At 70.8% G+C, this 12,969-nt stretch carries 12 protein-coding genes; 7 read left to right on the forward strand and 5 right to left on the reverse strand.

Annotation, left to right across the window (positions count from 1 at the left end):
• Nucleotides 1-6 precede the first annotated feature (6 nt).
• Together Q5530_RS37095 and Q5530_RS37100 are read left to right on the forward strand one after the other, a co-directional pair.
• Nucleotides 7-1,344, forward strand: a complete 1,338-nt coding sequence (locus Q5530_RS37095; protein ID WP_415367607.1) for an MFS transporter — start codon at nt 7-9, stop codon at nt 1,342-1,344.
• A 47-nt stretch (nt 1,345-1,391) separates the two neighbouring features.
• On the forward strand, nt 1,392-2,096 hold the full coding sequence (locus tag Q5530_RS37100) for a class I SAM-dependent methyltransferase (protein ID WP_415367608.1): 705 nt from the start codon (nt 1,392-1,394) through the stop codon (nt 2,094-2,096).
• Here Q5530_RS37100 and Q5530_RS37105 read toward each other — a convergent pair.
• Nucleotides 2,074-3,285, reverse strand: coding sequence for a cytochrome P450 (locus Q5530_RS37105; RefSeq protein ID WP_415367609.1), 1,212 nt, complete (start codon nt 3,283-3,285; stop codon nt 2,074-2,076). The two genes, Q5530_RS37100 and Q5530_RS37105, sit on opposite strands and share 23 nt — an antisense overlap.
• Nucleotides 3,286-3,456: 171 nt before the next feature.
• On the opposite strand from Q5530_RS37105, the gene Q5530_RS37110 reads away from it, so the two are divergent.
• Entirely contained in the window at nt 3,457-4,194 is a 738-nt protein-coding gene (locus Q5530_RS37110; RefSeq protein ID WP_415367611.1) for a class I SAM-dependent methyltransferase, read from the forward strand.
• Between the two features lie 57 nt (nt 4,195-4,251).
• On the opposite strand, the gene Q5530_RS37115 is transcribed toward Q5530_RS37110, so the two are convergent.
• The 3 genes from Q5530_RS37115 to Q5530_RS37125 form a co-directional block, all read right to left on the reverse strand.
• Nucleotides 4,252-5,469, reverse strand: coding sequence for an ABC transporter substrate-binding protein (locus tag Q5530_RS37115; protein ID WP_415367612.1), 1,218 nt, complete (start codon nt 5,467-5,469; stop codon nt 4,252-4,254).
• 65 nt (nt 5,470-5,534) lie between these two features.
• The gene (locus Q5530_RS37120; protein ID WP_415367613.1) at nt 5,535-6,587 is read right to left on the reverse strand and encodes an ABC transporter ATP-binding protein; all 1,053 of its coding nucleotides are present in this window, start codon (nt 6,585-6,587) and stop codon (nt 5,535-5,537) included.
• A complete protein-coding gene (locus Q5530_RS37125; RefSeq protein WP_415367615.1) occupies nt 6,584-7,699 on the reverse strand; it encodes a FecCD family ABC transporter permease in 1,116 nt (371 codons plus the stop codon). Before Q5530_RS37125 ends, Q5530_RS37120 begins: the two co-directional genes overlap by 4 nt.
• A 207-nt stretch (nt 7,700-7,906) precedes the next feature.
• Here Q5530_RS37125 and Q5530_RS37130 point away from each other — a divergent pair, with 207 nt between their 5' ends.
• Nucleotides 7,907-8,665: a class I SAM-dependent DNA methyltransferase gene (locus tag Q5530_RS37130; protein ID WP_415367616.1), complete on the forward strand. Its 759-nt coding sequence runs from the start codon at nt 7,907-7,909 to the stop codon at nt 8,663-8,665.
• Nucleotides 8,666-8,687: 22 nt separating this feature from the next.
• On the opposite strand, the gene Q5530_RS37135 is transcribed toward Q5530_RS37130, so the two are convergent.
• Nucleotides 8,688-10,175 carry an MFS transporter gene (locus Q5530_RS37135; protein ID WP_415367617.1) on the reverse strand — a complete coding sequence of 496 codons (1,488 nt, stop codon included), beginning with the start codon at nt 10,173-10,175 and terminating at the stop codon, nt 8,688-8,690.
• 104 nt (nt 10,176-10,279) lie between these two features.
• Here Q5530_RS37135 and Q5530_RS37140 point away from each other — a divergent pair, with 104 nt between their 5' ends.
• From Q5530_RS37140 to Q5530_RS37150, 3 genes are all read left to right on the forward strand, one after another.
• Nucleotides 10,280-11,368: a pyridoxal-phosphate dependent enzyme gene (locus Q5530_RS37140; protein ID WP_415367618.1), complete on the forward strand. Its 1,089-nt coding sequence runs from the start codon at nt 10,280-10,282 to the stop codon at nt 11,366-11,368.
• Nucleotides 11,365-12,570, forward strand: a complete 1,206-nt coding sequence (locus Q5530_RS37145; protein ID WP_415367619.1) for an ATP-grasp domain-containing protein — start codon at nt 11,365-11,367, stop codon at nt 12,568-12,570. The genes Q5530_RS37140 and Q5530_RS37145 overlap by 4 nt, the downstream gene beginning before the upstream one ends.
• Before the next feature lie 110 nt (nt 12,571-12,680).
• Entirely contained in the window at nt 12,681-12,932 is a 252-nt protein-coding gene (locus Q5530_RS37150; RefSeq protein ID WP_415367621.1) for a hypothetical protein, read from the forward strand.
• Nucleotides 12,933-12,969 lie beyond the last annotated feature (37 nt).

Consider the following 12,969-nt stretch of genomic DNA (forward strand, 5'->3'; position numbering starts at 1 on the left):
GCACCAATGCTCGGGGTGTTGTCGAATCGCACGTACCGACGCCTGTTCGCCGCGCAGGTCGTCGCCCTGGTCGGCACCGGCCTGGCCACCGTCGCCCTGGGCCTGCTGGCCTACGACCTGGCCGGACCGGACGCGGGCGCGGTGCTCGGGACGGCCTTCGCGATCAAGATGGTCGCCTACGTCGGCATCGGTCCGCTCGCGGCGGTCCTGGCCACCCGCTTCCCGCGCAAGCCCCTGCTGGTGGGCTTGGACCTCGTGCGCGTGGCGGTCGCGGCCTGCCTGCCCTGGGTGGACCAGGTCTGGCAGGTGTACCTGCTGATCTTCTTGTTGCAAGCCGCCTCCGCGGCGTTCACGCCGACGTTCCAGGCGACCATCCCGGACATTCTCACCGACGAGAGCGACTACACCCGCGCCTTGAGCCTGTCCCGCCTGGCCTACGACCTGGAGACGTTGCTCAGCCCTCTGCTGGCCGCCGCGGTCCTGCTGGTGGTCGGCCACGACTCCTTGTTCCTGGGCACGGCGGCAGGTTTCGCCGCTTCGGGCCTGCTGGTGCTGGCCGCGGCAATGCCTGCCTCACGCGGCACCACGTCGTCCGGACGGTCGTTCGCCGCCACCACCGGAGGCATCCGCGTCTACCTGGGCACGCCCCGGCTGCGCGGCCTGCTCGCCGCGCACCTGGCTGTCGCCGCCGCGGGTGCCATGGTCCTGGTGAACACCGTCGCCTACGTCCGCGACCTGCTCGGGCGCGGAGAGACCGCCGTCGCGGTCGCCCTGGCCGCCTACGGCCTCGGTTCCCTGACCGCCGCCCTCATCCTGCCGCGCCTCCTGGACCGCCACCCCGACCGCCCGGTCATGCTGCGCGCCTCGGTCGCCCTCGCCGCGCTGCTGTTCCTCGCCGCACCGGCGACAGCGTTCCTCGACGACCTGCGCTGGCCGGTCCTGCTGGTGCTGTGGGCCGCGCTCGGCGCCGCCGGATCGCTCGTGCTGACCCCCGGGGGACGCCTCCTACGCCGATCCGCGCACCAACCGGATCTCCCCGCTGTCTTCGCCGCCGACTTCGCCCTTTCCCACGCCTGCTGGCTGCTCTGCTACCCGTTGGCCGGGTGGCTGGCCGCCACCACCTCCATGACGATGACGCTTCTCGCGCTCGGCGCCATCGCCACCGCGGCCACCATCGTCGCCATCCGGCTGTGGCCCGCCCACGACCCCGAGGTGGTCGAGCACGAGCACCACGGGCTCGGAAGCGACCACGTCCACGTCCACGGCGCGGTCCTCGTCGACGGGCGGCACCGGCACGCGCACCACTTCCGCATCGACGGGCTCCACACCCGCTGGCCCGCGTGAGCGTTCTCCGCTCCGCGCCTCAGTAAGACGTGCCGGCACCATGCCTGATGCGCGTCCGCACCTCCTATGAAGGTCCTCTCGGTGACCTGTTCGCACACCGGGCCACCGACAGCGCCTACAACGCCCATACCGACCGCCCGGCCGTGCTCGCCCTCGCAGGTGATGTCGCGGGGTCGAGCGTCCTCGACGTCGGATGCGGTGCCGGGCACTACATCGCCGAGTTGCGTGCGCGGGGAGCGGCCGAGGTCGTCGGTGTCGACGGCAGCGAAACCCTCCTCGCCCACGCGCGAGAGCGCGTCGGCGGCGATCCGGGGGTGACGCTGCGCCGCCACGACCTGGAAGAGCCGTTGACGTTCCTCGCCGACAACTCGTTCGACGCCGTGGTGATGGCTTTGGTGCACCACCACGTCGAAGCCCGGCGGCAACTGCTCAGCGAGGCGCACCGCGTGCTGCGGCCCGGCGGCGTCCTGCTGCTGTCCACGACCCACCCGACGGCCGACTGGACGTGGCACGGCGGGTCCTACTTCGATGAGGAACGCGTCGAGTCGAGCGTGGGCGACGGCCTCACCATCAGCTATCGCCGTATGACGCTCCAGACATTCCTCAACGAACTCCTCGACGCCGGCTTCACGTTGGAGCGCGTCGCCGAACCACGGGCTGTCGAGGCAGCCCGGCACATCGACGAGCGGCGCTATCTCAAGACGCGGCAGACTCCGTTCTTCCTCGCCGTCAGGATGCGGAAGACCAGGTGACGGGGAGTCGGTCCAGGCCGCGCGCCATCCGGCCGTGCCGCCAGAACAGCTCTTCCGCCCCGACCGCGAGGCGCAGATCCGGGAACCGGCGCAGCAAGGAGCCGATGGCCACGCGCAGCTCGGCCTTGGCCAGCTGCGCGGCGACGCAGTAGTGCAGGCCGAAGCCGAACGCCAGGTGCGGGTTCGGCTTGCGGGTGAGGTCCAGTTCGTCGGGGCGGTCGAAGACGCGGCCGTCGCGGTTGGCGGCGTCGGGGTGCACCATCACCGCGTCACCGGCGCGGACGACCACGCCGCCCAGTTCGACGTCCTCCAGCGCGATGCGGGTGAACCCCGCCGAGGTCACCAGGGGGTTGAAGCGCAGCAGCTCGTCCACCGCCCGGTCGATCAACGCCGGGTCGGCGCGCAGCGCGGCGAGCTGGCCGGGATGGGTGAGCAGGGTGAAGATGCCGTTGCCCAGTTCGCTGGTCGTCGTTTCCAGGCCCGCGTAGAGCAGGGTCACGCCCAGCACCACCAGTTCGTCCTCGCTGAGCCGGTCGCCGGTGTCACGCGCCTCGACCAGGGCTCCGAGCAGGTCATCGCTCGGTTCTCGCCGACGGGTGTCGACAAGGCCGGCCACGTAGTTCTTCAACTTCGCGAACGCGCGGTGGATCTCCTCGCTGGAGAACGCGGTGGTGGCCAGGGCGACGTCGATCCACCCGGCGAACTCCTCGCGGTCGCTCACCGGCACGCCCAGCATCTGGCAGATGACGGCGACGGGCACGGGCACCACGAAGCCGGCGATCAGGTCGGCGGGCGGGCCTTGCTCCTCGATGCGGTCGAGCAGGTCGTCGGTGACACGCTGGGCGTGGTCGGCCAGTCGCTCGATCCGGCGGGGGCTGAACGCGGCGGCGACCAGGCGACGCAGCCGGGTGTGCTCGGGCGGGTCCACCGTGTGCAGCGTCGCGTCGGTGTGCCGTCGGGGTGAGGCGCGGGGCACATCGCGGTCCAGCAGCGCGGCCCGGCTGAATCGGGGGTCGCTCAGCACCGTGCGAACGTCGGCGTGCCGCACGGCCAGCCAGGCATCACCGCCGTAGGGCAGGGAGATGCGGCTGAGCGGATCGTGGTCCCGGAGGTGTGCGTACTCCGGCTCCAGCTCCAACGCGGTCGGTTCGCGGAACGGGTAGGCGCGGGCTGCCTGCGTGGGTGGCATCGGTGTCCCCAATCCCGTGAAATCCGGTCGTCACCAGTGGTCGTACCGAGGCCACCGGAAGTTCCCGAACACGACGACGGTCCACGTGTCGCGGGAACCGACCGGCGCCTGCCTACGACCAGTAGGACGGGGCGGGGCTATTCCGCGCGATCACGACACGGACGGAGCGGCATGGGCTGGTACGAGGACGACGACCTGTGGGTGGGGTTCGCCGAGGTGATGTTCCCGCCGCGGCGGGCGGCGGAGGCGGAGCAGGTGGTGGCCACCTCGCCGTTGTTCAAGGTCACCGCGGGCGACCGGGTGCTGGACCTGGCGTGCGGCCCGGCGACGCACCTGGTGCCGTTGGCCCGACGCGGGGCGGTCGTCACGGGGGTGGACCTGAGCGAGGCGATGCTCGCACGCGCACGCCAGGCGTGCGAACAGGCCGGAGTCGACGCACGGTTGGTGCGTGCGGACATGCGCGAGCACGTCGAGCCGGACTCCTACGATCTGGTGATCAACATGTACACGTCGTTCGGCTACTTCACCGACCCCGGCGAGAACCTGGCCGTGCTGCGCAACGCCCACGCCAGTCTCACGCCCGGTGGTCGGCTGCTGGTCGACGTGCTGGGCAAGGAGGTGTTCGCCGGGTGGGTGGGGCGCACGCAGGCGGTGGACGTCGGCGGTGGCACGGTGTTCATGCGCGACACCGTGCTGGACGACTGGACGCGCCTGCGTTCCGACTGGACCTGGGTACGCGGTGACGAGGTGCGGCGCACCTCGCTGTACTCCACCCTCTACAGCGCCGCCGAGCTGCGGGCGCTGTTCGAGGCCGCGGGGTTCGCCGACGTCGAGTGCTTCGGCGACTTCGACGCCTCTCCCTACGACAACCACGCCCGCCGCCTGATCGTGCGGGGCACCCGCGCCTGAGCCGGCGACCGGTCCGCCGCCGGACCCACACGCGTGCCCGGCGGCGGACCGGGTCGATCAGGACGAGCGGGCGAAGCAGGTGCCCTTGGCGCCCGGGAACAGGTCCGGAGCCAGGCCGATGGCGAAGTCGCGGATCAGCACGTCCACGTCCAGGTAGGTCTTGGCTCGGCACTCCTCGAAGTTGTCGTCCACGCCGGCGATGAAGGCGTTCTCCCTGAACGGCCGGAACTGGCTCGTGCGCGGGTCGGCCTGGAGCGTGGCGCGGGTCATCTTCATCGGGTCGTAGACGATGAAGAAGTCCGCGTCGGCGGCGGTGCCGACCGCTTTCTCGAAGTCGTACGGTTGACCGTTGGGCGCGGGGTTGTCGGGTGCGAAGACGTTGTCCACCCCGAGTTGGCCGAGCAGGCGACCGACGAGGGTTTCGGCGCCGTGGCCGTGGAGGAACTCGCAGCCGCGCTCCGGCGCGATGCACAGGTAGCCCGTCTTCCGGTTGTCGATCTTGCCGGAGACGGTGGAGACGACTTCCTCGTACTTGCCCTTGATCTTGTCGAACTCGGTGTTGGCTGCCGCTTCGGCGTTGTAGAACGCGGCCACCATCTTGATCCACTCCGCGGAGGCCAGGGCGTGGCGCTCCAACCGGTTGGACACGCTCACGCCGGGCATGCCGGCGGCGCGGGCGTTGCTGATGTCGTCGAAGCCCTTGCCGAAGCCGGACATCAGGATGACCTGGTTCTTCAAGCCCAGGACCGCTTCCTTGTTCAGGTCGGTGTACTCGCCGATCGACATCGGCTTGCCCGCGGCCTCGGCAACCCCGGCGTACCACTTGTCCTTCTCGGCGTTGCCCACCAGTTGGCCGCTCAGCCCGGTGATCGTCTTGTTCTTGCCCAGCCGGTCGACCATGGCCAGGGCGTTGAACGAGGTGACGGACACGTTGGTGACCGGGACCTGGACGACCAGCGCGCCTTCGAGGTCGCCGGTGGCCTCGGGTGCGGGTGTGCCGCACTGGTGGAGCACGTACTTCAGCTCGGGGCCGTCGGCGTTCTCGGTGTCGGTGAGCGTGATGGTCTTGTAGGAGTTGTGGTAGCTGATCTTCCACAGCTCGGATTCGGTGACGGTGCTCTTGTCGGGGAAGTAGTCGCGGCCCTCGGCGTAGTCGGTGACGCAGCCCTCGGCGCCGGCTTGGCCGCTCGACGCGCCGGGACTCGATCCCCCGCAGCCGGCCAAGGCGAGGGGCAGCGCGAGCAGCGCGACGGCCGAGCGGATGAGTGTGTTCACGGTGGTGCTCTCCTGCGTGTGCGTGACGGGTCCGGTGACGGGAAGGGTTGTCGGCCTGTCGGCGGTCACCCGGTTCGCGCGTCTTCGGGTAGCGGTGCGGTGCGGCCGCGCAGGTGGGTGACCAGGGAGTCGAAGCCGACGCCCTGCGCGCGGTGGACACCGTCGACGTTCCAGCGGCACGGGGTGCCGTGCTCGATGGTCAGGACGTGGTCCGCGTCCTCGGTGGTGGGCTCCCACCCGGCGCGACGGGCGGCGTGTTCGGCCCACTGCCGCAGCCGCCCGTCGGCGATCACCCGCACGGTGGCGCCGGGTTCGGTGTCGTCGGCGACGACGATGGTGGCCGCGGCGTCGTCGAACGACATGTTCTCGCCGGTGAAGGTGCGGGTGACGGCGTCGCTGTAGGCGAGGTCCTCGGGCGCGCCGGCGGTCACCGTGCCGTCGCCGCCGACCAGCCACACCTGATCGGCGCGGCGCAGTGCGAACCCCAGGTCGTGGGTGGACAGCACGATCGCCGTGCCGGTGGTCGCGGCGAGCCGGGTGAGCATCGCCGCGAACTCGATGCGGCGGGCCACATCCAGGAACGCGGTGGGCTCGTCGAGCACCAGCACGGCGGGTTCCTGGGCCAGGGCGCGGGCCACCATGACGCGCTGGCGCTCGCCGTCGGACAGGTCGGTCAGCGGGCGGTCGCGCAGCTCCGCCACCCCGGCGTCGACCAGTGCCCGGTCCACCGCCGTGCGGTCCCGGGCCTTCTCCCGGCCGATCCAGGACCGGTAGGGCATCCGGCCCAGCGCCACCACCGCCTCGACGCTCATCTGCCCCACGTCGACCGGTTCGGTCAACGTGACCGCCAACCTTCGCGCCCGCTGCCGAGGTGACAAGGCCGCCAGGTCGCGGCCGTCGAGCAGGACGTGCCCGGCCAGCGGCGGCTGTGCCCCGACCAGGGTCCGCAGCAAGGTCGACTTGCCCGCGCCGTTGGGCCCGATCAACGCGATCAGCTCACCGGGACGGGCGGCCAGGTGCACGTCGCGCAGCACGGTGGCCGCCGGCTGTCGACGGCGGCGGCGGTAGCCAGCGGCGAGCGCGACCGCCTGCAGGGCGGGTCGGCGGTTCTCGGTCATCGCGTCTGCCTCCTCGCCCGGCCGGACAGCAGCACCCACAGGATCACCGGCGCGCCGACGAACGCGGTCACCGAGTTCAGCGGCAACGACGTCTTGGTCAAGCCGTTGCCGCCGGCGACATACTCGGCCACCAGCACGATCACCGCCCCGATCAGGGCGCTCGCGGGTAGCACCACGCGGTGGTCGGCGGTGCGCAGCAGACCACGGGCGAGGTGCGGTGCCGCGAGACCGACGAACCCGATCGCCCCGCAGTAGGCGGTCGTGATGCCCGACAGCACGGCGACGCTGGCCAGCGACAGGAAGTGCACCCGTCGGACGTTGATCCCCAGGCTGCCCGCGTACCGGTCACCCAGCAGCAGCGCGTTGAGCGGCTGCGCCAGGAACACCGACAGCACCAGCACCGCCGCGCAGGACACCGCGATGACCTGCAACTCGTTCCACGTCACGTTGCGCACCGAACCGCGGGTGAACGTGGCCAGCGCCTGCAACCGGTCCGGGTCGGTGTAGTAGACCAGCATGTCCACCACCGCCCCGGCCAGGTAGCCGAGCATCACGCCCACCACCAGGACCACGACCGGGTCCCCCACCCGACGCGCGATGCCCAGGGCGATCAGCAGCACCCCGGCCGCACCGGCGACCGCGGCGCCGGTGACGCCGAGCTGGCTGACCAGCCCCAGCCCCGACAACCAGCCCACGCCGCTGGTGCCCAGGATGACGATCGAGGCGCCGAGGATCGCGCCGGAGCTGACGCCGAGCACGAACGGGTCGGCCAGCGGGTTGCGGAACAGCGTCTGCATCTGCGCCCCACCCACCGCCAGCGCCGCACCGGCCAACAACCCGGCCACCACTTTCGGCAGCCGCGCGTCGAGCACGATCGTGCGACTGACCTGCGACTCCACATCCTGACCGGTCAGGATGCGCAGCACATCACCGATCGGGATGGCGATCGACCCCTGCGCGACCAAGACCACCACCGCGGCCAGCAGCAGGAAGACCAGCAGGGCGAAGAGCCCCGCCACGTACCCGGTGCGCCGACGCGTCCCCTGCCCGCGTGGCGGCGCGGTGACCTCGTCCTCGACCGCCTCCTCGACACCCGTGCCCCTACTCGACACCGCGCACCCTGTTCCTCCCGCTCCGGGCGCCGTCGAACCGGCCACCACCGTAGAAGTCGTATCGCACTCGCGTCCGGTTCCCGCGATCGACGAACCGTGCCGGTGATGACGTGTCCGCACCGAGCCGGGAACTCCATCCATCGGCCGGCCGACCTGGTGGACGTGCCGTGACCGCCCCGCGCGATCCGGCCCCCGGGAGGAGATCTCATGCGCGACTTGGGACCGGAGACCTACGGCGACCTCAACGCCGACGTCTACGACGAGTGGCACGCCGCCCACGACCCCACCGAAACGGTACGAGGCCTGGCCGAACTCATCGAGGAAGGACCGGCAGGTCCGGTGTTCGAACTGGCCGTGGGCACAGGGCGGGTGACGATCCCCTTGGCCGCGCTGGGCATCGACTTGAGAGGTGTCGACGCCTCGGAGGCGATGGTGTCCCGGATGCGCGCCAAACCGGGCGGCGACCGCATCCCCGTCGTCATCGGCGACATGGCCGACGTCGACGACGGCACCGACGACCTGTTCGCCATGGTGTTCGTCGTGTTCTCCACCTTCTTCTTCCTCCAGGACCAGGAAGAACAAGTGCGCTGCTTCGCCAACGCCGCGAAGCGCCTGCTTCCCGACGGCCGGTTCGTCCTGGAGTGCCCGATGCCCGACGTCGCCCGCTACCAGCGCAACCAAACCCTGGAGACCCACCAGGTCGGGCTGGACCGGGTGCGACTGGCCGCCGTCCGCCACGACCCGGTCCACCAGCGTCTGGACGGCCACCACGTGCTGATCACCGAGCACGGGATCAAGCTGGCACCCGCGTTCATGCGCTACGCCTGGCCGGCTGAACTCGACCTGATGGCCCGTCTGGCGGGGTTGCGACGCGCGTACCGGTGGGGTGGTTGGCGCCGAGAGCCGTTCCGCGCCGAGGGCAACTACGTCACCGTGTACGAGAAACCCGCCACGATGGCTTCGTGATCCCGCAGGGCCCGCCGGCGCGTCACCTCGTCCTGGACGACCGGCGGGCCACCACCAGCACCAGCGGCGGCAGCAGCACACACTGGGCTGCCACCACCAACCAGAACCCCTGCAACAGCTGCGCCCGCTCGAACAGCCCGTACACCGCGCCGCCGACCACGCCGCTGAGCAGGGAACCCACGCCGACCGCCAGTCGCTGCTGCCCGAAGGTCACCGTGGCCGACCGCGTCGACCCGGCCAACGCCTCCAGGTCGTTCTTGAGGAACAACACCGCGGTGCCCACGCTCATCACCACAACACCCACCATGAGACCACCCGCCCGGCCACCGGCGAAGGACCCCATGCCCAACGCCATGCAGCAGAAACCGACCGCCATCGCCACCGGGTAACCCACACGGCCGACCCGTCGCGCCACCAACGGCTGCACCGCGACAAGGCCGATCGAGTACCCCATCATGACCACCCCGTAGACCACCGTGGGCACACGACCTTCCGCGAAGGTCGACAGGTATTGGTAGAACTGCATGTACAGGTAGTGCGTCACCACCGTGACCGCGAACGGCAGCCCGGCCAAACCCCGCAACACCCGCCGGAACGGCTCGACCGCGGCCTGGGCCGCTGCCCTTCCCTCGGTACGCAGGAAAAGGTGACCGACCGCCAACAGGGCGTAGAGCGCCGTGGTCATCGCGAACAACCGCCCCGGTTCGTGCAGGAACAACGCCCCGACCACCGGCCCGAGCGCGATGCCGAGGTTGCCTGCCGCGTTGCCCGCCGACAGCAGCTTCGGGCGCTGCTCGGTCGTCGCCGAGTGCACCAGGTAGCCCCGGTAGGCGGGCGAGTACAGCGCGCCGGCGCCACAGCTGAACAACAGCGCGAGGACCGTCAACGCCGGGTCGTCCGCCCCGATCAGGTACGTCACCGCACCCAGGCCGTACACGAACGTCGCCAAGAGCAGGCACCGCTTCAAGCCGATCCGCTCGGCCAACGCCGCGGTGAACGGCGCACTGGCGAACTGCACCAACGTGGCCACCCCGAGGACCACGCCGACCTGCGCCATCCCGGCACCCAGCCGATCGCGCAGCAGGACCGCCAAGTAGGGGTAGACCGAAAACGTGCCGACGTTGACCAGGCACCCGCCGACCAGCAGCGCGGTCTGGGCGCCGGTCAGGCCCCATCCGACCCCGGTGCCCCGGGAACGCCGTCGGTTTCCCGTCCGACGCGACACACCCGTACCCATCAACCACCCCGGCCCATTCGTGACTCCCCCTGCCTTGCCATGTACCACGCCGAGCGTTCCGCAGGGCTCGACACAGCAATGGTCGTTCCACCACTCGGGCAAGTTCCCATAGCCCGCACCCGATTCCACCGCCGCGGGAACCGACGAAGTCTCGCCAACGACCAGTAGGACTGAAGCGGTGCGGTCCCGAGCGGAGGGCCGACCGCGTTGGAAGGACATGCGCCGGCACGAAAATTGGAGTTCGTCGACCAGCGACCACCCCCGCACGTCCACGACCCATCGTGACGCCACGACCACACCCGAAAGGGCTCGACCATGATCCTGACACGCACGACGGCGACACCGGGCACGGGCCGCTGCCCGGGCTCGATCGGAAGGTGAGGACCGTGCTCGACCACAACGCCGTGGCCCCACCGGTCCACGAGCACATCACCGACGCCATCAAGACCCCGGCGCTCGTCCGGCTCACGCCCAACACCGTGCTGGTCCGCTTCGAGACCCTGAAGGTCTACGCCGCGCTCGGCGCGGTGCGGCACCTGATCGACGCGGGGGTGCTGCGCCCGGGGCAGACGGTGGTGGACAGCTCCAGCGGCATCTACGCCCTCGCGCTGGCGATGGCCTGCCACCGCTACGGCCTGCACTGCCACATCGTCGCCTCCACCACCGTCAACGACACCATGCGCGCCCAACTGGAGATCCTCGGCGTCACCGTGGACCAGATGCCGCCGACGGACGACCTGCGCCTGGACCAGAGCCGACGGGTCGCACGGGTACGCGAACTGCTCGCCCGACGGCCCGACATGCACTGGATGCGCCAGTACCACGACCCCGTGCACCACCTCGGCTACACCGAACTGGCCGACCTGCTGCTGCGCGCGTTACCCCGCGAACCGCTGACCGTGGTGGGCAGCGTCGGCACCGGTGCCTCCACCGGCGGACTCACCCGCGCCCTTCGAGGGCACGACCCCCTGACCCGACTGGTGGGCGTGCAGCCGTTCGGCAGCGTCACGTTCGGCAGCGAGCGGTTCACCGACCCGGACGCCATCATCGCGGGCATCGGCAGCGCCATCCACTTCGACAACGTCCACCACGAGCTGTACGACCGCATCCACTGGCTCGACTTCCAGCACGCCATGGCCGCCACCGTCGACCTGATGCGCCGCCACGCCGTCTTCGCCGGCCTGTCCACCGGCGCCGCCCACCTCGTCGCCACCTGGGAAGCCGCCCACGACCCCCTGCGCACCTACGTGGTCATCGGCGCCGACACAGGCCACCGCTACACCGACCGCGTCTTCACCCGCCACCGCGAAGCCCTCGACCCCGCACTGCTGGCCCCCACGGAGATCGACTCGCTGGACCGGCTGGCACCGCCGTGGGCGGCGATCGACTGGGCACGACGCCCTTGCGGACCGGCCGTCCCCACCCAGGAACGTCCCCACGAACGCAGGAAGGACCCCGTTCCGTGACCATCGTGCTGCTGGAAGCCCTCACCTTCGGCCTCGGCCGACTCGCCGACGCAGCCCGCACCCAGGGCCACCACCTGGTCCTGCTCACCGGCGACCGCTCGATCTACCGCCACGAGCTGTCCCGCCACGGCGATCGGGTCCAGGTAGTGGACGTCGACACCACCGACGTCACCGCGTGCGAGAAGGCGCTGCGGGACATCCCCGACCTGGCCGGGCTGATCAACTCCACCGACACCTGGGCCTTGCCGGGCGCGGACCTGGCCGCGCGCCTGGGATTGCCCGGACCCGCCCCTGACGCGGTGCGCGTGCTGCGTGACAAGGCCGCTGTCCGCGCCAGGTTGCACGAGCACGGCCTGAGCCGCAGCGGCCCGCTCGACCCGGTCACGACCGAGGTGTTCCCGTTGGTGCTCAAGGACTCCGCCGGCACCTCATCGCGCGCAGTGTGGTTGGCACGCTCTCCAGCCCAACGTGATGCCGCCCTGCTGGAGGCCGCGGCCACGCCGCTCAAGGGCCGCCTGATCGCCGAACCCTATTTCGAAGGTCCGCTCTACAGCGCCGAGACGATCACCTGGCAGGGCGAGACCCGGCTGCTCGGCCTGCTCAGCCGGGTGATGTCCCCCGAACCGCTGCGCCGCGAGGAGGCTTCCGGGTTCCCGGTCGCCTTCCCGGACGCCGACCACGCCGCACTGGCCGACTGGATCGGCCGGGTGCTGGCCGCCGCGGGCCACGAGCGCGGCTTCGCGCACACCGAGTTCGTGCTCACCGCCGCCGGACCCGAGGTCGTCGAGATCAACGCCCGCATCGGCGGCGCCCTCGTCGGCGAAGCCCTGTGCCGGGCCCTGGGCGTCAACGCCTACGACGCCATGGTCCAAGTCGCCCTCGGCACGCGACCCGACCTGCTCGACCACCCGGGCAACGGCGGCACCGCCACCGGGTTCGTGGTCGTCTACCCGCGTGCGGCCGGCGTGCTGGAGGACTGGACCGGCCTCGACCGACTGCCCGAACTGCCCGGCAACCCCGAGTGGTACCCCACCGCAAGCCCCGGCGACTTCCTGGAGCACCTGACCGACCAACGATCCGGCACCGGCATCGTCCTCGCCGAGGGCCCCACCGCCGAACTCGCCCTGCACCGCGCCCAAGCCGCCGCCGGTGGCATCATCCCGGTGGTCCGGGTCGGCGAACGCGTCGAAGCACCGGTGTGACCACGGCCGAGCCATCGTGCTTGCCGGCGTCCGACATCCGTGGAGGTCTTGTTCGTGCGAGTGCTGTTCCTCAACGGCGCGTCCTCGGCGGCAAGACGACGCTGGGCAAGGTGCTGCAGGACCTGCTGCCCGACCCCTATCTCCTGTTGGGGCTGGACACGTGCTTCGGAATGGTCCCCGCGCGGTGGGCGGGCGGATCCGATGGCGTGTACCGCCACCTCGGCTTCGCCTACGAGCAGTTGCCGGACGACGGCGGGCACCCGATGCCGGCAGTACGCTATGGCGATGTCGGCCGGCGCATGACGACCGGGTTCCACCGCGGTGATCCTCCCCTGGTTGCACGGAGTCGGGTTACTGGATGATCACTCATCTCAGTAGCCCGGAGGACAACCCACGATG

Source organism: Saccharothrix sp. BKS2, assembly GCF_047689505.1.
Classification (GTDB): domain Bacteria; phylum Actinomycetota; class Actinomycetes; order Mycobacteriales; family Pseudonocardiaceae; genus Actinosynnema; species Actinosynnema lopnurensis.